Consider the following 21,627-nt stretch of genomic DNA (forward strand, 5'->3'; position numbering starts at 1 on the left):
AGGGAGAGGAAGAAGAGCATGGCAGAGGCATACATCGTCGACGCGGTGCGCTCGCCGGTCGGCAGGCGCGGCGGCTCGCTCTCCGGCATCCATCCTGCCGATCTCGGTGCGCACAGCCTGCGCGCGCTGGTCGACCGGGTCGGCATCGACCCGGGGCTGATCGACGACGTCATCCTCGGCACGATCGATGCGATCGGCGGGCAGGCCGGCAACGTCGCCCGCACCGCCCTGCTGGTCGCAGGCTTCCCGGAGCACGTTCCGGGCGTCACGATCGACCGCCAGTGCGGGTCGAGTCAGCAGGCCGTGCATTTCGCGGCGCAGGCCGTGATGAGCGGCACGGCCGACCTCGTGATCGCGGGCGGGCTGCAGAACATGTCGCAGGTGCCGCTCACGTCGTCGGCCCTCGTGGGGGAGGCGTTCGGATTCACGACGCCGTACGCGGAGTCGCCCGGATGGCAGGTGCGGTACGGCGACCAGGAGATCTCGCAGTTCGTCGGCGCCGAGCTGATCGCCGAGAAGTGGGACATCACCCGGGAGCAGATGGAGCAGTTCGCGCTCGAGAGCCACCGCCGGGCGGCGCTCGCCCAGGACGAGGGCCGTTTCGCGCGTCAGATCGCCCCGCTGGGCGGCCTCGACCACGACGAGGGCGTCCGTCGCGACACCACCCTCGAGCGGATGGCGGGCCTCGCGCCGCTGCGTCCCGGCGGCCGCATCACGGCCGCCGTCTCGTCGCAGATCAGCGATGCGTCGAGCGCCGTGCTCGTCGCGAGCGAGCGGGCGGTGAAAGAGCACGGCCTCGTGCCCCGTGCTCGTGTGCACCATATCTCCGTGCGTGGCGACGACCCCGTGTTCATGCTCACGGCGCCTATCCCCGCGACTCGGCGTGCTCTCGAACGCACCCGCCTCACGATCGACGACATCGACCTGTTCGAGATCAACGAGGCGTTCGCCTCGGTCGTGCTCGCCTGGATGCGCGAGCTCGACGTCCCTCACGAGAAGGTCAACGTCAACGGCGGAGCGATCGCCCTCGGCCACCCGATCGGCGCCACGGGGACACGCCTGATGACCACGCTGCTCGCCGAACTCGAGCGCACCGGGGGCCGCTACGGACTGCAGACGATGTGCGAGGGCGGTGGCGTCGCCAACGTCACGATCATCGAGCGACTCTGACGCGCGTCTGCGAGACCCGCGGCGCCCGACTCAGGAGCGGACGAAGCGGACCTCGGTCAGCGTCTCGCCGAGGAAGGGCTCGGTGTGCGTGGCGCCGTCGAGCGTGAAGCCGTTGCGCGTGTAGAACCGGTGCGCGCGGGGGTTGTCCTCGGCGACCCAGAGGTACAGCGGCTCGTCCTTCTCCACGGCGGCGTCGAAGAGCTTCTGGCCGATGCCGGTGCCGTGCAGCGCGTCGAGCAGGTAGATGAAGTAGAGCTCGCGGAATGCCGGGGCATCCTTGTCACGGGCGGGGCCCGAGCCGACGAACCCGACGATCTCGCCGTCGACCAGCGCGGCCCTCATGGTGAACTCGGGGCCCTGGGCCGCCCAGTGCGTCCACAGCTCCGCCATGCGGCGGGGCGAGACCCGCTCGAGCGCAGCCTTGCTGATCAGGTGGTCGTAGGTCTCGTGCCAGCACTGGGCGTGCACGCGACCGAGAGCCTCCGCGTCCACATCACGGACCGGACGGACGATGACTTCAGGCTGGGCTTCGGCGCTCATGCCGCGACTCTACGCGCGGCATTCCAGATCAGGAAATCGAACGGATGCCGTGCGCGGAGTGATCGAAACCGATGGAGGATTCGTACAACGATGTTCGCGGATCGTTCGTCGATGGCTACGATCGATCTTCGTGAATGTGATCTGGCGCACGCTCCTCGTGATCCTCCGTGCTCGTCGCCGTGTGCGTCGGGGAAAGACGCTCGACCCGACGGCCGTCGGCACCGTCCGCGTCACGACCCTCCCCACCGATCTCGACATCCTGCGGCACATGAACAACGGCCGGTATCTGTCGCTGTTCGACCTCGGGCGCTGGGACCAGCTCATCCGCACGGGGCTCTTCGACGCCATGAAGGAGCGCGGCTGGTACGCGGTCGTCTCGAGCGAGACCATCACGTTCCGCAAGTCGCTGCAGCTGTGGCAGCGCTTCGAGGTGCAGTCGCGGTTCATCGGCCACGACGAGAAGGCTCTCTTCATGGAGCACCGGGCCGTGGTCGACGGCGAGGTCTACGCACGCGCGATCGTGCGGGCGCGGATGCTGCGCCGCACCGGCGGCACCGTCAGCAATGAGGAGCTCTTCGCCGCGGTCGGCAAGCCCGATGGCGTGCCGGAGATCGATCCGTGGGTGCACGACTGGGCCGCGGCATCCGCTCTTCCTCCCGTGCGCACGAAGGCGCCGAGCGTCTGGTCGTAGCGCCGGTATTCCGGATGGCGCTCGACGCGGTAGTTTAGGGCCGTGCTGGGGATCCTGACCACGACCGGACGCGTGCTGATGAGGCACTGGCCGGCACTCATGGCGTGGTACCTCGCCGGAGTGCTCGTGCAGTACGTGATCGGCCAGGTCGCAGGATTCATCGGAGCCTCCTCGGCGACGCTCGGCTTCCTCGTGCTCCCGATCGGCATCCTCGCGCGACTGATCAGCATCGTCGCGATGTTCCTCGTGTTGCGCGATGGCCTGCGCAACCTGCAGGAGGTCGCCCCTCTTCCCGCGGATCCGGTCGAGCGTCGGCGCACCTTCCTCTCGGCGTTGCTCGCCGGCATCCTGCCCTTCTTCGCCGTGTACTGGGCGCAGGGACTGCTCCGCGAGGATGTGAACGCCTATTCCACGCGTGCCCTGGAGGTGCGCTCCGGCATCATCTTCACCGCCAGTGTCAACGGCGACGGCCCGGTGAGCGATCAGGACACGGTCCTGAACCTGCCCTTCAACGTCTGGACGGTCGCGATCATCGTGATCGCTTTCGCCGGGCGGTGGGCGTGGTCGAAGTGGTCGGCCAAGCTCTCGACCTGGCTCGCGCCTGTGGCTGTCTACTTCGAGGTCGTGTGGGTCTTCTTCTCGGTCATCCTGCTGGGCGATCTCTTCGACGCGATCAAGGCGTGGGTGGACAGCCGTGCGGCCATGGCGTTCCTGGAGGATGTGCGGGAGCGGATCCTGGATGCCGTCGCGCCGCTGCGCTGGCTGTGGGAGGCGATCGGATGGGTGCTCACCGAGGCGGGCCCCGTGCTCCTCGCTCCGCTCGCCTGGCTCACGATCGCCGGTGTCGTGTTCGGTCAGGCGATCGTCGCGGAGAAGCTGCGCGTGGAGAACCAGCTGATCTCCCGATTCCGCCAGCATGCGACCGTGATACCGAACCCTGTGGTGCGGAGGCTGAAGGATCTCGGTGACGAGCTCGGCGCGCGCTTCCGGCCCATCGGGCGCGCGATCCTGCTGATGTGGCGGGCCGGGCCACTGCTGGTCGCCTCGTATGCGCTGTTCTACGTCGCTGTGAAGGCGCTCGAGTCGTACCTCTCGCTCGGGATCACGAGGCTGATCGGCCCGCACGAGTTCCTGACCTGGGCGATCATCCTGCCGGTGGTCTCGATCGTGCCGCTGCTCCTCACCGAGCCCCTGCGCATCGCCGTCATCAGCGGTGCCTACGACGCGACACTGGGGCGTCTGCGCCGCCGCCCGCAGGAGCGCGCGGACTCCGCGACCGTGTCGTCGGAGGAGACCGAGATGCGCGCCGTCGCCGACGCCGCCGGTCTGCTGCCTGCCTCAGCGGATGCCGTCGCCGCCGCGGTCGTGTCGGCACCGCCGCGGGATGCGGTCGGCGGTCAGTCCTCGAGCGTGAACCTGAGGAACGATCCGCCCGCCTCCTGAGGCCAGACGTCGACCCAGAACGGGCCTTCGACATCGTCCGGGACGACGAAGGGGACGATCAGCTCGTAATCACCCTTCTCGTCGCTCACGCAGGTCTCCGGCTCCTCCGAATCGGAGAGCAGACCCATCTCGGACCGCGCCGTCTGCCATTCGCGACCGCTCGCCTGATGCACGAGGACCGGAGCCGTGCACGTGACGCCGTCCGTCCCGGCGTCGACGGGAACGCCGACCGCGATCACCTTCGCGCCGTCGGGGACATCGAATCCGCTGAGGTCATCGATCTCGCCTCCGCGCACGGGGCCCCAGGTCGCTCCGACGAGCTCGGCCGACGCGTCTTCCTCGACGACGATCGGCTGGAACGGACGGGCCTCGAACCCGTAGTACTGGTGCCACTCGTGCCACCCGATGCCGATGGCCGTCCCCGGGATGAGCACGACCAGGGCGATCAGGGCGAGGCGATTGCGCCGCCACCACGACGGCGACCGCGTGGGCTCCGGCTCCGGCTGCGGCTGCTCGCGGATCGGGGGAGGGGGAATCGTCATCGCGCCCATCCGTTCTCGTCCAGGAGCACCTCGACCTCGACCGGGAGATCGTCGAGCACGATCGGAAGCTCGATGAGACCGTCGAGCAGCACCTCGTTCGGCGATCCGTTCGGCACGCCCAGCCGGAGAGTGGCAGTGCCGACCAGGGCGTCGGCGGGGAGCTCGAACGCGAGGCTTCCGGCGCGCGCGACGCCGGTGACGAGCCGCTGCTTGGCGAAAGTCGTTCCGCGGTCGGTGGCGCTGAAGGTGCGATCGCCGACGACCAGCTCGGCGAGACCGAGGATGGCGGCCTCCTGGGTGACGACCGAGGCGGCCTCCAGATCGACCACGACCCAGGTGCCCTCGGCAGACCAGCCGTCGGCATCCGTCACGCGGCTGGCGACGTGCACATCGGTGACCGTGACCTCGAGGTTGCGCACAGAGGCCGGCTCGTCGAGCGCGGCGACGGTCGGGAACGCCGCGGTCGAGGCGTCGTCGGGCAGCGTCGCCTTGGACACGCCCCACGCCCCGGCGAGCAGCACGAGCGTGAGAGCCCACACCAGGATCCTCTGCTTCACGGCACGGGCTCCTCGTCGACCTCGGCCGGTACCTCGACGACCTCGGCGGTCACCGTGGCTCCGACGCGGGCGTCAGTCCAGTAGTCGCCCCGCATCACGCTCTTGCCGACGTAATGGGTCGAATCGGGGAGTGTGAGCTGGACTTCGTCGCCGTCGCGGTAGTCGTCGGGGCCGACGATCCAGGCCAGGAGGAGGCGGACGGGCACGTCGGGCTGCAGCATCGGACTGCCCGCTCCGTCATCGGCGCGCGAAACAGAGGGCTTCTCATCGATCCCCTCGAGGTGGATTCCGTTGACCACCGGCGACATCTTGTCACCGCTGTACGAGCTTCGAGGTGTGTCGAACGTGTTGACGACGTCGACCACGACCACGAGTACGCGCTCGTCTTTCTCCTCGTCCGGATAGAGGGCGGCGTTGCCAGGCTCCTCGCGCAGCTCGACGCCGACGATCGTCATCTCGAGGTCGGATCCCGCGAACGTCTCGCCGACTGCGACGGTGGGCGTCGGGTCGACCGCCGCGGCCTCCAGGCCGCCGAAGATCGCGGTGGCACCGAGCAGCACAGCGCCGGCACCGGTGATCAGCCACGAGGTCGGGATGAGATCGATGCTCCGCCGTGCCCATCCGAGCACCTTGGCACGCGCCCCCGCGTTCGCGGATGCGACGCCGCGGGCATCGGGCTGCGCTCCCGGCTCGCCCGGCGGTGTCGCGTTCACGGAAACAGCATAGAGCCGCGGGCGCGCTTGCGCGGTGGGGAGCGGTGCCCGGTGCACGGCATACGTATTCCGCAAGAAATGGAATTCTTTTCTCGTAATGTGACCAGAAGGGCAGGGCGCTGCCGTCTCCTCTCAGTACTGTGAGCGGAACATACGGGCACGGTAGCCCGCAAGACCCCGTCGGAGCAGACGGGCGGAGGAGGAGCAAGTGGCAGTCATCGGCATCGTGCGGGAGCCTGCGGGCGAAGCACGGGTCTCGGCCACCCCGGCGACGATCGCGTCGCTGCGGAAGCTGGGCCACACGGTCAGCGTGGAGCGGGGAGCAGGCGCAGCAGCGTCCTACCCGGATTCGGAGTACGAGGCGGCCGGTGCGACGCTCGTCGACCGTGCAGGGGCATGGGGGAGCGAGATCGTCCTCGCGATCACCGCACCGGATGCCGCGGCGATCGCACTCCTCGCCGATGGGGCGACGCTCATCGCCCTGCTTTCGCCGGCACTCCGTCCTGACCTCGTCGAGTCGCTCGCCCAGCGGGGGATCACCGCGCTCGCCCTCGACGCGGTGCCGCGCATCTCGCGCGCGCAGTCGATGGACGTGCTCAGCTCGATGGCGAACATCGCCGGCTACCGCGCTGTCGTCGAGGCCGCGCACGAGTTCGGACGCTTCTTCACCGGGCAGGTCACCGCTGCCGGCAAGGTGCCGCCCGCCAAGGTCCTGGTCGCCGGAGCCGGTGTCGCCGGTCTCGCGGCGATCGGTGCCGCGTCGAGCCTGGGCGCGATCGTCCGCGCCACCGATCCGCGCCCCGAGGTCGCCGACCAGGTCACGTCGATCGGCGGCTCGTATCTGCCGGTCGACGTCGCGGTCGCGGCATCCTCCGACGGCTATGCGAAGGCGACCAGCGAGGACTACAACCGGCGTGCGGCGGAGATCTACACCGAGCAGGCCGCCGACGTCGACATCATCATCACGACCGCGCTGATCCCCGGTCGCGCGGCGCCGCGTCTGATCACGGCATCCGACGTCGCCCTGATGAAGCCGGGCAGCGTGATCGTCGACATGGCCGCGGGCCAGGGCGGAAACGTCGAGGGCTCGGTCGCCGGAGAGCGCACCGTGACCGACAACGGCGTCATCATCCTGGGGTACACCGACCTCGCCTCGCGCCTCGCCGCGCAGGCCTCGCAGCTGTACGGCACGAACCTCGCCAACCTCGTGGCGCTCCTGACGCCCGCGAAGGACGGGCAGCTGGTGATCGACTTCGACGACGTCGTGCAGCGCTCGGTCACCGTCGTCCGCGACGGAGCCGTGACCTGGCCGCCGCCTGCCGTGCAGGTCGCGGCCGCTCCCGCGAAGGCGGTCGAGGCGGCAGTCGAGATCGCGAAGCCGAAGACGATGTCGACCGGCCGCAAGGTCGCCCTCATCGTGCTCGGCATCGCCGCGCTGTTCGCCGTGAACGCGTTCGCGCCCGCTCCGCTGCCGCAGCACTTCACCGTGCTCGTGCTCTCGGTCGTGATCGGCTTCTACGTGATCGGCAAGGTGCACCACGCCCTGCACACGCCGCTCATGTCGGTGACGAACGCCATCTCCGGCGTCATCGTGGTCGGCGCGATGCTGCAGGTCACCTCCTCGATCCCGGTCGTGCAGGTGCTCGCCGCGATCGCCGTGCTGCTCGCATCCATCAACATCTTCGGAGGATTCGCGGTCACCCGCCGAATGCTCGCGATGTTCACGAAGGGCGGCCACAAGTGACCGTCGACGCCCTCGCGGGAGCGGCCTACATCGTCGCCGCCCTGCTGTTCATCCTGAGTCTCGCGGGACTCAGTCGCCACGAGTCCGCCCGTTCCGGCGTGGTCTACGGCATCTCCGGCATGACCATCGCGCTGCTCGCGACCGTCGCCCTCACCATGGCGGATGCCTGGACCACGGGCGCCTTCCTCGGGCTCGGCCTGCTCGTCGCCGCGGTCGCCGTCGGCGCGGCCATCGGCCTGTGGCGGGCGCGCTCGGTCGAGATGACCGGCATGCCCGAGCTCATCGCGCTGCTGCACAGCTTCGTCGGCCTCGCCGCCGTGCTCGTCGGCTGGAACGGCTATCTCGCCCACCCGAAGATCGCTCCGCAGCTCGAGGGCATCCACAACGCCGAGGTCTTCATCGGCATCTTCATCGGCGGCGTGACGTTCACCGGATCGATCGTGGCCTACCTGAAGCTCTCGGCGAAGATGTCGTCGAAGCCGCTCATGCTGCCGGGCAAGAACGTGCTGAACGTCGGAGCGCTCGTCGCCTTCGTCGCGCTCACCGTCTGGTTCGTGAACGACCAGCAGCTCGCCCTCCTGATCGGCGTCACGGTGCTGGCGTTCGCACTCGGATGGCACCTGGTCGCCTCGATCGGCGGCGGCGACATGCCCGTCGTCGTCTCGATGCTCAACAGCTACTCCGGATGGGCGGCGGCCGCCGCGGGCTTCCTGCTGAACAACGACCTGCTGATCGTGACGGGTGCGCTCGTCGGCTCGTCGGGTGCGTACCTCTCCTATGTGATGTGCAAGGCGATGAACCGCTCGTTCCTGTCGGTGATCGCCGGCGGATTCGGCATCGCCGCGCCGACGGCCACCGACGAGGAGTACGGCGAGCACCGCGAGATCACCGCCGAGAGCGCGGCCGAGATGCTCACCGAGGCGAAGTCGGTCGTGATCACCCCCGGCTACGGCATGGCCGTCGCGCAGGCGCAGTACCCGGTCGCCGACCTCGTGCGCCGACTGCGCGAGCGGGGCGTGGACGTGCGGTTCGGCATCCATCCGGTCGCCGGCCGTCTGCCGGGGCACATGAACGTGCTGCTGGCCGAGGCGAAGGTGCCGTACGACATCGTGCTCAGCATGGACGAGATCAACGACGACCTGGCATCGACCTCGGTCGTGCTCGTGATCGGCGCCAACGACACGGTCAACCCGGCCGCGGCTGAGGACCCGTCGAGCCCGATCGCCGGGATGCCGGTGCTCAAGGTGTGGGAGGCCGAGAACGTCATCGTGTTCAAGCGGTCGATGGCCGCCGGATACGCGGGCGTGCAGAACCCGCTGTTCTTCCGCGACAACGCCTCGATGCTGTTCGGCGACGCGAAGCAGAAGGTGGAGGACATCATCGCGGCACTGTAGCGGCGTGCGCCCGCGAAGGAGAAGTGCGCTTGGCGAGGACGGATCCCGCGGATTCAACCATGTGGAGCGCACTTCTCCTTGCCGGGCGCACGTCGGTGGACGCGATTGCGAACAGGTGGCGGCGTCGACCGGGTGGCGTCCGCTGCTCGAGCGGCATCCAGACCTAATGTGGAGACCATGGCAGAGTCGTCGTCATCCTCCGCGGATGCCGTGGCATCCGCTCCTCTCGCGGATCGTGCCGTCGAGCTCGCGCGCCGCTGGGTGACCGAGGCCGCGGCGGCCGAGGTCGACCCCGCGGCGGAGCGGCTCGCCGGCGTGCTGCAGGATGCGAACGGGCTCCCCTTCACCCTCGGTTTCGTCGACGGCGTGATGCGTCCGGAGAGCCTGGCCGCGGCCGCATCCCAGCTGCACCGGATCGCTCCGATCGTGCCCGAGTTCCTGCCGTGGTACCTGCGCTCCGCCGTGCGCCTCGGCGGGGGCATGGCGCAGGTGCTGCCGTCCCCGGTCGTGCCGATCGCCCGGCGGGTGCTCCGCGACATGGTGGGGCACCTCGTCGTCGACGCCCGCCCCGCGAAGCTCGGACCGGCGCTGGAGAAGATCCGCACGCCCTCGACGACCACCGGAACCGCCGCGCGCGTCAACCTCAACCTCCTCGGCGAGGCCGTGCTGGGCGAAGCCGAGGCGAAGCGTCGGCTCGATGGCATCCACGAGCTGATCCGCCGCCCCGACGTCGACTACGTCTCGGTGAAGGTGTCGGCGATCATCAGCCACATCTCGATGTGGGCGTTCGACGAGGTCGTCGACCTGGTGGTCGAGCGGCTGATGCCGCTCTATCTGACGGCGGCGGGCCCTTCGACAGGCTCAGGGACCCAAGAGGGGACGGGCTCAGGGACCCAGACCTTCATCAACCTCGACATGGAGGAGTATCGCGACCTCGATCTCACGATCGCGGTCTACACGCGCATCCTCGAGGACCCGCGACTGCAGCACCTCGAAGCGGGCATCGTGCTGCAGGCCTACCTGCCCGATGCCCTCCCCGCCCTGCAGGAGCTCACCGCGTGGGCGCAGGACCGGGTCGCGCACGGCGGAGCCCCGATCAAGGTGCGCCTCGTGAAGGGCGCGAACCTCGCGATGGAGAACGTCGAGGCGCGGCTGCACGGCTGGACCCCGGCGACCTACGACACGAAGCTCGACACAGACGCGAACTACCTCCGCTGTCTCGACTGGGCGCTGACCCCCGAGCGCACCGCCGCGGTGAAGCTGGGCATCGCCGGGCACAATCTCTTCGGCATCGCGTACGCCTGGCTGCTGGCCGGGGAACGCGGAGTCCGCCCTTCGACGAGCTCAGGGACCCAGGTTCCGGGTGCGGGGCAACCGCCGATCGCGTTCGAGATGCTGCTGGGGATGGCGCAGGGGCAGGTGCAGGCCGTCTCCCGCGAGGTCGGCGCCGTGCTCCTGTACGTGCCGGTCGTGGAGCCGGCCGAGTTCGACGTCGCCATCAGCTACCTGGTGCGCCGGCTCGAGGAGAACGCGTCGGCCGACAACTTCCTCTCCGCAGCGTTCCGGCTCGACGAGGACGAGGCCCTGTTCGTGCGCGAGCAGGATCGCTTCCTCGACGCCCTCGACCGCTCCACCGACCCGACGCTGCGCATCGGTCCCCGTCGCACGCAGGACCGGCTCGCCCCCGTGCACGAGTCGGTGCGCCCGGCGCTCGCGGCCCCGACCCCCGAGGTCGACCTCACGAAGGCCGTGCTCGGCATCTCGCGCGGATCGGATGACGGCGACGGCGAGGCCTTCCTCGAGACCGCCGTCTACTCGGCGCGGGAAGCGCCGGAGGACGCCGGCGGCGCTCCCGGATTCTCGAACACCGCGGACAGCGATCCCTCGCTTCCGGCCAACCGCGACTGGGCGCGCTCCGTGCGCGACGGCATCCGCGGTTCGACGGCCGGCCGCACCACGCTCGAGGCCGCGCTGATCGACGATCCCGCTGCCCTCGACGAGACCGTGCAGCGGGTGCGCGACGCGGCTCCCGCCTGGGGTTCCCGCCCGGCCGCCGAGCGTGCCGAAGTGCTGCTCCGCGCCGCCGCCGCCCTCGAGTCGCGTCGCGGCGAGCTGATCGAGGTCGCGGCGTCCGAGACGGGCAAGGTCTTCGCCGAGGCCGACGTCGAGGTCAGCGAGGCGGTCGACTTCGCCCGCTATTACGCGGCCAAGGCCCGCGAGCTCGATGCGATCGCGGGAGCGACCTTCCTCCCCGCGAAGGTGACCGTGGTGACGCCGCCCTGGAACTTCCCCGTCGCGATCCCGGCGGGCGGCGTGCTCGCGGCGCTCGCCGCAGGTTCGGGCGTGGTGTTCAAGCCCGCCCCGCAGGCGCGCCGCTCGGCGGCCGTGGTCGCGGAGTCCCTCTGGCAGGCCGGTGTCCCGCGCGACGTGCTCGCTCTCGTCGACATCGAGGAGGGCGACCTCGGTCGCGCGCTCATCGGTCACGACGCGGTCGATCGCGTGATCCTCACCGGCGCCTGGGACACGGCGGCGCTGTTCCGCTCCTGGCGACCCGATCTGCCTCTGCTCGCCGAGACGAGCGGCAAGAACGCGATGATCGTCATGCCGTCCGCCGACCTCGATCTCGCCGTCGCCGACCTCGTCAAGAGCGCCTTCGGTCACGCCGGTCAGAAGTGCTCGGCGGCCTCGCTGGCGATCCTGGTCGGACCGGTCGGACGCTCTCCGCGCTTCGCCCGGCAGCTGGCGGATGCCGTCCGCTCCCTGCACGTCGGCTGGCCCACGGATCCGCTCGCCGAGGTCGGTCCGGTGATCGAGAAGCCGCAGGGCAAGCTCGCCTGGGCGCTGACCGAGCTGGATGGCGACGAGCAGTGGCTCATCCGGCCGGAGCTCGCGGCGGACGACGACGGCAGCGGACGGCTCTGGCGCCCCGGCATCCGGGTCGGCGTGCAGGCCGGATCGCGCTTCCACACCGAGGAGTTCTTCGGTCCCGTGCTCGGCGTGATGCACGCTCCCACGCTCGAGCGGGCGATCGAGCTGCAGAACGCGGTCGCCTACGGCCTCACGGCCGGCCTGCACACCCAGGACCCCGACGATCTCGCGCAGTGGCTCGACCGCGTGCAGGCGGGGAACCTCTACGTCAACCGGGGCATCACCGGTGCCATCGTGCAGCGGCAGCCGTTCGGCGGCTGGAAGCGCTCATCGGTCGGACCCGGCGCCAAGGCCGGCGGGCCGAACTACCTGATCGGACTCGGGTCGTGGCGCTCGCACCCCGGCGGGCCGGCATCCAGCACCCTGCACCTTCGCGGTCTCGACTCCCGGATCACCGCCCTCATCGAATCGGCGCAGCCGTCGCTCGCCTACGAGCCGTTCGAGTGGCTGCGACGCTCCGCCCTGTCGGACGCGCTGGCCTGGGATCGCGAGTTCGGGCAGGTGCGCGACGTCTCCCGACTCGGTGTCGAGCGCAACCTCTTCCGCTACCGGCCGGTGCCCGTCGAGATCCGCGCGACGGACGACGCGGCCCTGCAGGATCTGCTGCGCGTCGTGATCGCCGGTGTGCGCGCCGGTGCCCGTTTCGTGCTCTCCAGCCCGACCGGCCTGCCGGCCGAGGTGCGCCGGGCGCTGGGGGATCTGGACGCCGTCGTCTTCCTCGAGACCGAGGCGGAGTGGATCGAGCGGATGCTGCGCCACGACGAGCCCGCAGAGGGCGATCGTCGTCCTGCGCCGAGCCGGAACCGCGTGCGTCTGGTCGGCGGACGTGACACGGTCGCCGCTGCCCATGCGTCGCTGGCCGTGGCGTCGAGCGGTGATCCCGACCTCGCGGTGTACGACGGCGAGGTGACGGCGGCCGCGCGCATCGAGCTGCTGCCCTTCGTGCACGAGCAGTCCATCAGCATCACCGCGCATCGCTACGGGAACGTCGATCGCCGCTTCAGCGAGGTCATCTGAGCGGATCGGCGCGTCTCAGCGTCCGCTCGTGGTCACGCTGGCGAGAAGCGAGCGGATCAGCGGGTCCGTGGCACCGCGCCAGTAGACCGAGATGTCGCGGCGCACGGGTTCCCGCAGCGCGTGCGCCGCGACCTGCGGAGGCACGATGTTTCGTGGCACCAGGGTATGGCCGAGCCCGTGCAGGGCGTACTCGACCGCGGCCCGGGCCTGCTCGGTGCGCAGGGCGGCACGCGGGATGAACCCGGCACGCGCGCAGGCCGCGTCGAGCAGTTCTCCCAATCCGTTGTCCGGGGTGAAGTGCACCCAGTCGTCGTCCCGCAGATCGGCGAGGTCGAGCGGGCCGTCGGGAGTCCGTCGATCGGCGCCGGAGAGCACCACGACGAACTCCTCCTCGACCAGGCGGCTCCGACCGCCCGTCCAGCCCTCGGGGACCGGGCCGATCGCGAGATCGAACGCCCCGGCGAGGAGGCCGGCTACCAGCTCCTCCTGATGACGGAACTCGTGGAGCTCGGCCTGTACGCGCGGATGCTGCGATCGCCAGTCCGCGAGGATCGCCGGGAGGATGCCCAGGCTGAGGGAGTACAGGGTGCCGACCCGCAGCTCTCCGACCGCGCCGCTGGTCACGGTGCGCGCCGTCCGGACGAGGTCATCGTGGGCGGCGACCACCGCCCGCGCCGTGTCGAGCAGGGTGCGCCCGGCGGTGGTCGGACGCGTGGACCGAGGGAGGCGCTCGACCAGGGCGACGCCGAGGGCCTGTTCGAGCGCGACGAGCTGGCGGGACAGCGTCGGCTGACTGACGAAGAGACGCGCAGCGGCGCGCGTGATCGAGCCTTCGTCGCACACGGCGATGAAGGCGCGGAGCTGCCGCTCGGTCACATCCATGTCTTGAGTGTATGGATATCAGCGCTTTCTTGCATCGCATGCGGGGTATGGGGATCGAGGGCGGTGTGTTCCATCCCTCAGACGCCGCACCGGGCGTCCGGACAGACAGGAAGAACCATGACCGCTCTCACCATCGAAACCGCGTCCCGCGCCGCCGCCGCCGCCCAGGACGCGGCTCGGCAGCACGGCGTCGCCGTCGTCATCACCATCGTCGATGCCGGGGTGCAGCCCGTGCTGGTCGTCCGACAGGACGGGGCGCCGATCGCGGCGATCGACGCGAGCCTGAGCAAGGCCCGCACGACGCTGTACTTCGGCGGCACCGCGACGGCCGACCTCGCCGGCGCGACCGCTCCCGGGGGACCGCTGTTCGGGTTCGAGCACGCCGTCGCCGCGCCGCTCGCCTTCCTCGGAGGAGCAGTACCCGTCCGAGACGCACAGGGAGAGATCATCGGCGCCGTCGGCGTCGGCGGCGGCACGGCCGAGCAGGACCACGCGATCGCTGTCACAGCGGCAGCGGCCATCGGAGCGTCGGCGTGAGCTCGGCGGGCGAGGTCGTCGTCTCGCTGGCGACGCTGGTCGCGCGCGAGGGGCGGCGTGACGACCTGCGGCGCGCGCTGCTGCCGCTCATCGAGCCGACCAGGGCAGAGCCGGGAAACCTCGACTACGTCCTGTTCGAGAAGACCGAGGCGCCGGGCACGTTCGTCATGCGCGAGGCGTTCGCGTCGATGGGCGCTCTCGGCGAGCACCAGCAGACCGCCCACTACGTGGCTTTCGCGGCACAGGCCGACGACCTGCTCGCCGAGCCGCTCGCGCTGACGTTCCTCACGCAGGTCTCGGACTGAGGCCTCGGCGACCGGAGCCGATGTAAAAGATTCTTGACACGAGGGAGCGCTGAGGCGTACTCTCGTGTCAAGAATCTTTTACATGGGAGGCATCATGGTCTACGAGGAGCGCAACGCCTGGGCGGGGTTGATCGTGAGCCCGATCACGATGATCGTCTACGTCATCCTCATCGTGCAGCAGGCCGCGGGCGGTCCGCTCACCGACGTCGACTGGTTCCCGCTCATGCTGTGGGTGATCGGCGGCAGCATCCTCGCCGTGATCATCCTCAGCATCGTCTGGGGCATGATCGCCGGAGTGAAGGATGCCGGCGGCATCGGCCAGGCCGACATCCGCGATCGCGACATCAGCCGCCTGGGCGGACGCGTCGAGCAGGCCTTCGTCGTGATCGCGGGACTCGGCGTGATCGCCCTCTGCGCGGTCGGGGCCGACGTCTTCTGGATCGCGAACACGATGTTCGCCGGCTTCTGGGTCGCCGCCGCCATCGGCAGCGTCGCCCGCGTCATCGCGTACCGCCGGGGGCTGATCTGATGGTCAAGCCGACCCGCGTCTCCAACAGCATCCGCGCCCACCGGGAGTCGGCGGGGATGACCCAGGCCGACCTCGCCCGCACGATCGGCGTGACCCGGCAGACCCTCATCGCGATCGAGCAGGAGAAGTACTCGCCCACGCTCGAGCTCGCCTTCCAGATCGCCCGCGCCTTCGGCGTGGGGATCGACGCCCTCTTCCAGTACCCGGAGCAGTGACATGGACAACACGTCTGAGACCCCGACCATGACCGCCTGGCGCCGCGACACCTACGGCCCCGCCTCCGGGACGACACTGCAGGAGATCCCCGTGCCGGTCCCCGGTCGCGGCGAGGTGGTCCTTCGCGTGAGCGCCACGGCCCTCAACGCCGGCGACGTCCGCCTCATGCTCGGAGATCCTCTGCTCGTGCGGCCGATCTTCGGCATGACGAAGCCGAAGTACCCGGTGCGCGGCATCGAGGCCGCCGGAACCGTGGTCGCGGTCGGCCCCGACGTCGTGGGCGCCGAGCTCGACGAGCACGTGGTGGGAGAGCTCGTCGGGGGAGGCGGGCTCGCGACCTACGTGCGCGTCCCCGCAGCCCGGCTCGTCCCGGTCCCGCCCGACGTCGACCCCGCGGTCGCCGCGTGCCTTCCGGTCGCCGGCGGGACCGCCTGGCAGGCGCTCGATCTCGCGGAGGTCGGGCTGCGCGCCGGCAGTGCGCCACGCGTGCTCATCATCGGGGCATCCGGCGGGGTGGGCACCTTCGCGGTGCAGCTCGCCGCCCTGCGCGGCGCCGAGGTCTGGGCCACCTGCCGCACCCGCAACGCGCCGCTCGTCGAGTACCTCGGCGCCACCCGCACCCTCGACCACCGCACCTCGCCGCTGAGCGAGCTGCCCGCCGAGCACTTCGACGCGGTGATCGACATCGCCGGAGGGATGCCGCTGCGCGAACTGCAGCGCCTCGTCGCGCCCGGCGGCACGGTGGTGCTGGTGACCGGCGACGGCGGGCACATCATGGGTCCCGTGCCGCGCATGATCAAGGCGGCCTTCCTCTCGATCGGATCCCGCCGCATCCGTCCTCTCGCGGCCTCGCCGCGCCCCGAGGTGCTGGCCAAGCTGCTGGAGCTCGTCGCCGAGGGGCGCATCTCCCCGGTGATCGAGCGCGAGTACCCCTTCGCCGAGGCATCCGCCGCGCTCGCCCACATCGAAGCCGGGCACACGGTCGGCAAGCTCGTCGTGCGCGCCGGCTGACGCACTCGGCATCCCGGCGCGCTCTGGCGACGCACAGGGGGTGGATGACAGAATGGGAGCTGGCGTGCTCGAGTCGCATCTTCCCCGCAACCCCTCTGACGAGAAGCGGGTCGAAGGACCGCCGGGCCCCTGGACAGAGTCCGCCGCGTATCGTTCCGAGGAGCATCTTGTCTTTCGAAAACACGCTGTCGACGCCTGAGACCACCGCGACCGCTGTGCCCACCCGCACCGCGCACCACCGTCACTACCTGATGTGCAAGCCGTCGCACTTCACCGTCAGCTACAAGATCAACCCGTGGATGGAGCCGGCCAACCCGACCGACACGGCGAAGGCCGTCGAGCAGTGGCAGCAGCTGCACGACCTCTACCTTGAGCTCGGCCACGAGGTCGAGCTCATCGAGCCGCTCGCCGGGTTCCCCGACATGGTCTACACGGCCAACGGAGGCTTCCTCATCGACGGCCGCGCCTATGTGCCGAAGTTCCGGTTCGTGGAGCGCCAGGGCGAGTCCCCGGCCTTCGCCGACTGGTTCCGCGCGGCCGGCTACGACACCGTCATCCCGGAAGAGGTCAACGAGGGCGAGGGCGACTTCCTGCTCGTCGGCGACGTGATCCTGGCGGGCACCGGCTTCCGTTCGACCGGCGACAGCCACCGGGAGGTCGGCGAGGTATTCGGTCGCGAGGTCGTCTCGCTGAACCTCGTGGATCCGCGCTTCTACCACCTCGACACTGCGATCGCCGTGCTCGACCCGGTGCAGGGCACGGAGAACGGCGGGCCCGAGCGCGCCAACATCGCCTACCTCCCCGGCGCCTTCGACGACGCCAGCCGCGCGATCCTCGAGGAGCGCTTCCCCGACGCGATCCTCGTGTCGGACGAGGACGGCTCGGTCTTCGGCCTGAACTCCGCGAGCGACGGCTACAACGTGGTCATCTCGCCGCGGGCCAAGGGCTTCGAGCAGCAGCTGCGCGAGCGCGGCTACAACCCGATCATGATCGACCTGTCCGAGCTGCTGCTCGGCGGCGGCGGCATCAAGTGCTGCACGCTCGAGCTGCGCGGTGCCAAGTGACGGGCCCTTCGACAGGCTCAGGGACCCAGGTGGCAGGCTCAGGGACCCAGGTGGCAGGCTCAGGGACTCAGGTGGAGGCGGCGACCGAGCCGCACGTCGCGCACAACTACCACCCGCTCCCGGTGAACATCGCCCGTGGTGAGGGGGCCTGGCTGACGGATGTCGAGGGCAAGCGCTACCTCGACCTGCTCGCCGCGTATTCCGCCGTGAACTTCGGCCACCGGCATCCGGCTCTGGTCGCAGCTCTCACCGAGCAGCTGGGGCGCGTGACGCTGATCAGCCGCGCGTTCCAGAGCGATCGGCTGGAGCCGTTCGCGGCGGCGCTCGCCGAGCTCGCCGGCAAGGACATGGTCCTGCCGATGAACACCGGCGCCGAGGCCGTCGAGACCGGGATCAAGGTCGCCCGCGCCTGGGGCTACCGGGTGAAGGGCATCGCGGAGGGCCGTGCGCGCATCATCGTCGCCGCCGGCAACTTCCACGGCCGCACCACCACCATCGTCAGCTTCAGCGACGACGAGTCGGCGCGCGACGGGTTCGGCCCGTACACGCCCGGATTCGACGTGGTGCCGTACGGGGATGCGGATGCCATCGCGGCCGCCATCACGGATGACACGGCGGCCGTGCTCGTGGAGCCGATCCAGGGGGAGGCCGGGGTCGTGATCCCGCCCGAGGGCTACCTGCGTCGCATCCGCGAGATCTGCGACGAGAAGAACGTGCTCTTCATCGCCGACGAGATCCAGTCCGGACTCGGTCGCGTCGGAGAGACGTTCGCGTGCGACCGCGAGGGCGTCGTCCCGGACCTGTACCTGCTCGGCAAGGCCCTCGGCGGCGGCATCCTGCCCGTCTCCGCCGTTGTCGGCAACGCCGATGTGCTCGGCGTCATCCAGCCGGGGGAGCACGGATCGACGTTCGGCGGCAACCCGCTGGCTGCGGCCGTCGGCCTCCGTGTGGTCGAGATGCTCGAGTCGGGGGAGTTCCAGGAGCGTGCTCGTGCGCTCGGCGCCCACCTCGATCAGGCGCTGCAGCCCCTGATCGGACACGGCGTGACAGCCGTCCGTATCGCAGGCCTGTGGGCGGGCGTCGACATCGACCCCGCCAAGGGCACCGGGCGCGAGATCGCCGAGAAGCTGCTCGCCCGCGGTGTGCTCGTGAAGGACACGCACGGCCAGACGATCCGCATCGCCCCGCCGCTCGTGATCCGCGCTACCGAACTCGACTGGGCGGTGGAGCAGCTCAAGCTCGTTCTCGGGGCCTGACTCGCGTCACTCCACCTCGGCAGAAAAGGCTCAGGCCGGCGGGGAATCCGGGTCGAGCGTCTTCAGGGTGTCCTCTTCGGCGGCGTTGTCGGCCTGGAGCTGATCCTCGGTCGTCTCGTCGCCGCCGAGCGGCGCCCCGTGCCCGGGTCCTGCGCTGCCCTGGATCGCGCCGCCCGTGGACTCGCCACGGGAGCTGTCGCCCTGGATCGCGCCGCCGTCGCCGCTGTCGGAGCCGTCATGATCAGGCCCTGCGCTGCCCTGGATCGCGCCGCCGGTGGATTCGCCGCGCGCGGCATCGCCCTGGATGGCGCCGTCGTCGCCGCCCTCATGGCCTTCGTTCTCGGTCGTGCCGTCCACGCCGGTGGCGCCTTCGGCCGGATCCTGCGGGTGCGGGGTGCTTTCGCTGTTGTGGTCCATGCGCCGACCCTACGTTCGGCGAAGACAGACGCGAAGGGTGTTGACAACGGGCCCTCGCGCGAGGACGGTTCAGTCGTTCTTCGTCGCCGTGCGGATCGGCGTGGTCGCGGCGGCCTCGTCGCTGAACTCGATCGGGTCGGCCCGCTCGATGACGCTGAGCGGACGCGTCTCGTCGAGAGTGAGCAGGAAACGACGGTTCTCGTCGCGGTGCAGACGTCCGGACGTGAACACCCAGATCGCGCCGATCGCGCAGGCGACGAATCCGGCCGTCCCGCCGAGCATGATCGCCGTGCGTGGACCGAAGGCGTCGGCGACCCAGCCGGCGATGGGCGCGCCGACCGGCGTCGAGCCCATGATCACCGCCATGTAGAGGGCGAGCACCCGTCCGCGCAGCGAGGGGTCGGTCGTCATCTGCACGTAGCCGTTCGCCGTGGTCAGCAGCGTCACGATCATGAAGCCCGTGAACATCAGCGTCACCGCGTACGACGCGTACGTCGGCATGGCCGAGGAGACGAAGGCGGCGACGCCGAATCCGCCCGCCGCCAGAATGACGACGCGCACGCGCGCCCGGTCGCGCCGGGCCGCGAGCAGAGCGCCGGCGAGCGAGCCGATCGCGAGGATCGAGCTGAGCACGCCGTAGCCGTCTGCTCCGGATCCGAACTCGATCGCCATGGTCGAGGCGAAGATCGGGAAGTTCATGCCGAAGGCGCCGATGAGGAACACGGTCACGAACACGACCCGCAGATCACTGCGCCCCCACACGTACCGGAATCCGGCGAGGAGGCCGCCCCTGTTGCGCGTCTTCGGACGCGCGGCGAGCAGGCTCTTCCGCAGCATCAGCAGCGCGAGGATCATCGCGAGGAACGTCGCGGCGTTCACGATGAACACCCAGCCGGAGCCGATCGCCACGATCAGGAGACCGCCGACCGCCGGGCCGATCATGCGGGCGAGGTTGAAGGATGCCGAGTTCAGGGCGACGGCGTTCGACGTGTCGCCGGCGGTGACCATGTCGGACACGAACGCCTGCCGCGCCGGCGCATCGAAGGCGTTCACGACGCCGAACCCGAGCGCGAAGCAGAACATCATCGGCAGGGTCATGACGCCGCTGAGCAGCAGGATGCCGACGGCGACGGCCAGCCCCAGCAGCGCGGTCTGCGTGCACAGCAGGATGTGGCGTCGGTCGAAGCGGTCGGCGACCCAGCCGGTCTGACTCACCAGCAGAAGAGGAGGGCCGAACTGCAGGGCCATCGTGATGCCCATCGCCGTCGCGTCATTGTCGGTCAGCTCGGTGAGGACGACCCAGTCCTGCGCCGTGGCCTGCATCCAGCCGCCGATGTTCGAGACGAGGGCCCCGGCGAACCAGATGCGGTAGTTGATGTTCGCGAACGAGCGGAACATGGCGCTCATCGCTCGACCGCCCGTCGCATCAGCGCGCTGGCTTCTCGGAGCGTGGCCAGCTCCGCCTCGGTGTAGTCGACCTCGCGGAGCATGTCGGCCAGCAGCTCGTCGCGGCGGCGGATGGTCTCGACGACGATCTCGATCCCCGCGTCGGTGATGTCGACCTGCACGCGGCGGCGATCGTCTTCATCCGGGGTCCTGGCGACGAAGCCCTGCTCCTCGAGGCCGTTCACGATGCTGGTCATCGAGGGCGCGGTCACCCGTTCGCGCTCGGCGAGCGTCGAGATCGTGCGGCGTCCGTTCACGCGCAGATCGGCGAGCACCGCGAGCTGCGCATCGCTCATCGAGTCGGCGGCGCGGGCGCAGCGCAGGCGGCGGGCGAGCCGGAACGTGGCCATGCGAAGGTCTGTGGCGGTGAGGTGGAGGGATTCATCAGACGCAGACATTACTTAGTTAGCCTATCTAACCTTCTGGAGGAGGGGAAGGGCGACCCGGCAGAATGGTCGGATGACCCGAACCCTCGCCCTCGAGATCGCCGTGCAGGACCCCGCCGGAGTGCGCATCGCCGCGGAGGTCGGCGCGACGCGCGTCGAGCTCGCGAGTGCCCTCGCCCTCGGTGGACTCACGCCGTCTCCCGCGACGCTCGAGCTCGCCGTCGAGACGGCGGGCGCCGGAGGGCCCGAGGTGCACGTCCTGATCCGGCCGCGCGCCGGCGGATTCCACTACACCGAGGACGAGCTCCTGGTCTCGGAGCGCGACGTCCGCCGCGCCATCGGCGCCGGTGCGGCCGGCGTCGTGATCGGCGCCCTCGACGCCGACGGCTCTCTCGACGTCGACGCCATGGTGCGTCTGCGCGACGCCGCCGGCGGAGCATCCGTCACCCTCCACCGCGCGATCGACGTGACGCCCGATCCGGTCGCGACCCTGCGCACGGCCAGGGACCTCGGACTCCGTCGCGTGCTCACCTCCGGCGGGGCATCCGTCGCGATCGACGGCGTCGACACGCTGCGGATGCTCGTCGCCGCCGCCGAGGGCGGGATCGAGGTCATGGCCGGCAGCGGGGTCGACGCGGCCAGCGCTCCGGCGCTCGCCGCGAGCGGCGTCGACGCCATCCACTTCTCCGCGAAGCGGGCGGTGCGCGAGGTCGGGGGAGTGCGCATGGGCTCCGCCGCGGACGGCGTCGGCGGCTACGAGGTCACCGACCTCGACACGGCGCTCGCGGTCTGCGCCGCACTCGGCCGGTAACCGGCGGCGACCCGCGGTCGGTAGGCTC

The 21,627-nt window shown here is 70.2% G+C and carries 22 protein-coding genes; 14 read left to right on the plus strand and 8 right to left on the minus strand.

Translation table 11 applies throughout. The features are described from left to right. Positions 1–18 precede the first annotated feature (18 nt). The gene (locus MRBLWH11_RS08115; protein WP_341947473.1) at positions 19–1,170 is read left to right on the plus strand and encodes an acetyl-CoA C-acetyltransferase; all 1,152 of its coding nucleotides are present in this window, start codon (positions 19–21) and stop codon (positions 1,168–1,170) included. Between the two features lie 30 nt (positions 1,171–1,200). On the opposite strand, the gene MRBLWH11_RS08120 is transcribed toward MRBLWH11_RS08115, so the two are convergent. Next, positions 1,201–1,710, minus strand: a complete 510-nt coding sequence (locus MRBLWH11_RS08120) for a GNAT family N-acetyltransferase (protein ID WP_116633909.1) — start codon at positions 1,708–1,710, stop codon at positions 1,201–1,203. A 130-nt stretch (positions 1,711–1,840) separates the two neighbouring features. Here MRBLWH11_RS08120 and MRBLWH11_RS08125 point away from each other — a divergent pair, with 130 nt between their 5' ends. Beyond that, positions 1,841–2,401, plus strand: coding sequence for an acyl-CoA thioesterase (locus tag MRBLWH11_RS08125; protein WP_116633910.1), 561 nt, complete (start codon positions 1,841–1,843; stop codon positions 2,399–2,401). A gap of 42 nt (positions 2,402–2,443) precedes the next feature. Beyond that, positions 2,444–3,844 carry a hypothetical protein gene (locus MRBLWH11_RS08130; RefSeq protein WP_116633911.1) on the plus strand — a complete coding sequence of 467 codons (1,401 nt, stop codon included), beginning with the start codon at positions 2,444–2,446 and terminating at the stop codon, positions 3,842–3,844. On the opposite strand, the gene MRBLWH11_RS08135 is transcribed toward MRBLWH11_RS08130, so the two are convergent. Genes MRBLWH11_RS08135 through MRBLWH11_RS08145 form a run of 3 tightly spaced genes read right to left on the minus strand, consistent with a single transcriptional unit; the run spans position 3,799 to position 5,656 of the window. Then, positions 3,799–4,386: a hypothetical protein gene (locus tag MRBLWH11_RS08135; RefSeq protein WP_341947475.1), complete on the minus strand. Its 588-nt coding sequence runs from the start codon at positions 4,384–4,386 to the stop codon at positions 3,799–3,801. The genes MRBLWH11_RS08130 and MRBLWH11_RS08135 overlap by 46 nt on opposite strands. After that, positions 4,383–4,943 (minus strand): hypothetical protein, encoded by a 561-nt coding sequence (locus MRBLWH11_RS08140; protein WP_341947476.1) that lies wholly within the window; start codon positions 4,941–4,943, stop codon positions 4,383–4,385. The genes MRBLWH11_RS08135 and MRBLWH11_RS08140 overlap by 4 nt, the downstream gene beginning before the upstream one ends. Continuing rightward, positions 4,940–5,656, minus strand: coding sequence for a hypothetical protein (locus MRBLWH11_RS08145; RefSeq protein WP_341947477.1), 717 nt, complete (start codon positions 5,654–5,656; stop codon positions 4,940–4,942). Before MRBLWH11_RS08145 ends, MRBLWH11_RS08140 begins: the two co-directional genes overlap by 4 nt. Before the next feature lie 208 nt (positions 5,657–5,864). Here MRBLWH11_RS08145 and MRBLWH11_RS08150 point away from each other — a divergent pair, with 208 nt between their 5' ends. The 3 genes from MRBLWH11_RS08150 to MRBLWH11_RS08160 all read left to right on the plus strand — a co-directional run bounded on the left by MRBLWH11_RS08150 (position 5,865) and on the right by MRBLWH11_RS08160 (position 12,739). Next, positions 5,865–7,400: a Re/Si-specific NAD(P)(+) transhydrogenase subunit alpha gene (locus tag MRBLWH11_RS08150; protein ID WP_341947478.1), complete on the plus strand. Its 1,536-nt coding sequence runs from the start codon at positions 5,865–5,867 to the stop codon at positions 7,398–7,400. After that, positions 7,397–8,794 (plus strand): Re/Si-specific NAD(P)(+) transhydrogenase subunit beta, encoded by a 1,398-nt coding sequence (gene pntB / locus MRBLWH11_RS08155; RefSeq protein WP_341947479.1) that lies wholly within the window; start codon positions 7,397–7,399, stop codon positions 8,792–8,794. Before MRBLWH11_RS08150 ends, pntB begins: the two co-directional genes overlap by 4 nt. A gap of 177 nt (positions 8,795–8,971) precedes the next feature. Then, positions 8,972–12,739, plus strand: a complete 3,768-nt coding sequence (locus tag MRBLWH11_RS08160) for a proline dehydrogenase family protein (RefSeq protein WP_341947480.1) — start codon at positions 8,972–8,974, stop codon at positions 12,737–12,739. Between the two features lie 15 nt (positions 12,740–12,754). Here the strand turns inward: MRBLWH11_RS08160 and MRBLWH11_RS08165 are convergent, their stop codons facing one another. Further along, a complete protein-coding gene (locus MRBLWH11_RS08165) occupies positions 12,755–13,621 on the minus strand; it encodes a LysR family transcriptional regulator (protein ID WP_341947481.1) in 867 nt (288 codons plus the stop codon). 117 nt (positions 13,622–13,738) lie between these two features. On the opposite strand from MRBLWH11_RS08165, the gene MRBLWH11_RS08170 reads away from it, so the two are divergent. From MRBLWH11_RS08170 to rocD, 7 genes are all read left to right on the plus strand, one after another. Then, a complete protein-coding gene (locus MRBLWH11_RS08170) occupies positions 13,739–14,158 on the plus strand; it encodes a heme-binding protein (protein ID WP_341947482.1) in 420 nt (139 codons plus the stop codon). After that, complete coding sequence (locus tag MRBLWH11_RS08175) at positions 14,155–14,463, plus strand: putative quinol monooxygenase (protein WP_341947483.1); 309 nt, start codon at positions 14,155–14,157, stop codon at positions 14,461–14,463. Before MRBLWH11_RS08170 ends, MRBLWH11_RS08175 begins: the two co-directional genes overlap by 4 nt. A gap of 82 nt (positions 14,464–14,545) precedes the next feature. After that, the gene (locus tag MRBLWH11_RS08180; RefSeq protein ID WP_243408795.1) at positions 14,546–14,992 is read left to right on the plus strand and encodes a hypothetical protein; all 447 of its coding nucleotides are present in this window, start codon (positions 14,546–14,548) and stop codon (positions 14,990–14,992) included. Continuing rightward, on the plus strand, positions 14,992–15,207 hold the full coding sequence (locus MRBLWH11_RS08185) for a helix-turn-helix transcriptional regulator (RefSeq protein ID WP_116633921.1): 216 nt from the start codon (positions 14,992–14,994) through the stop codon (positions 15,205–15,207). Before MRBLWH11_RS08180 ends, MRBLWH11_RS08185 begins: the two co-directional genes overlap by 1 nt. A gap of 1 nt (position 15,208) precedes the next feature. After that, complete coding sequence (locus tag MRBLWH11_RS08190; protein ID WP_341947484.1) at positions 15,209–16,219, plus strand: NAD(P)-dependent alcohol dehydrogenase; 1,011 nt, start codon at positions 15,209–15,211, stop codon at positions 16,217–16,219. Between the two features lie 185 nt (positions 16,220–16,404). Then, the gene (gene ddaH / locus MRBLWH11_RS08195; protein ID WP_341947815.1) at positions 16,405–17,283 is read left to right on the plus strand and encodes a dimethylargininase; all 879 of its coding nucleotides are present in this window, start codon (positions 16,405–16,407) and stop codon (positions 17,281–17,283) included. Between the two features lie 50 nt (positions 17,284–17,333). Beyond that, positions 17,334–18,539 (plus strand): ornithine--oxo-acid transaminase, encoded by a 1,206-nt coding sequence (gene rocD / locus MRBLWH11_RS08200; protein WP_116633923.1) that lies wholly within the window; start codon positions 17,334–17,336, stop codon positions 18,537–18,539. Between the two features lie 30 nt (positions 18,540–18,569). On the opposite strand, the gene MRBLWH11_RS08205 is transcribed toward rocD, so the two are convergent. The 3 genes from MRBLWH11_RS08205 to MRBLWH11_RS08215 form a co-directional block, all read right to left on the minus strand. Further along, positions 18,570–18,956 carry a hypothetical protein gene (locus MRBLWH11_RS08205; RefSeq protein ID WP_341947485.1) on the minus strand — a complete coding sequence of 129 codons (387 nt, stop codon included), beginning with the start codon at positions 18,954–18,956 and terminating at the stop codon, positions 18,570–18,572. A 69-nt stretch (positions 18,957–19,025) separates the two neighbouring features. Next, positions 19,026–20,354: an MFS transporter gene (locus MRBLWH11_RS08210; protein ID WP_341947816.1), complete on the minus strand. Its 1,329-nt coding sequence runs from the start codon at positions 20,352–20,354 to the stop codon at positions 19,026–19,028. Between the two features lie 5 nt (positions 20,355–20,359). Next, on the minus strand, positions 20,360–20,752 hold the full coding sequence (locus MRBLWH11_RS08215) for a MarR family transcriptional regulator (RefSeq protein WP_341947486.1): 393 nt from the start codon (positions 20,750–20,752) through the stop codon (positions 20,360–20,362). Between the two features lie 109 nt (positions 20,753–20,861). Between MRBLWH11_RS08215 and MRBLWH11_RS08220 the strand changes: the two genes are divergently transcribed. After that, positions 20,862–21,599 (plus strand): copper homeostasis protein CutC, encoded by a 738-nt coding sequence (locus tag MRBLWH11_RS08220; RefSeq protein ID WP_341947487.1) that lies wholly within the window; start codon positions 20,862–20,864, stop codon positions 21,597–21,599. Positions 21,600–21,627: the final 28 nt, after the last annotated feature.

It is taken from the genome of Microbacterium sp. LWH11-1.2, from assembly GCF_038397745.1.
Taxonomy (GTDB): domain Bacteria; phylum Actinomycetota; class Actinomycetes; order Actinomycetales; family Microbacteriaceae; genus Microbacterium.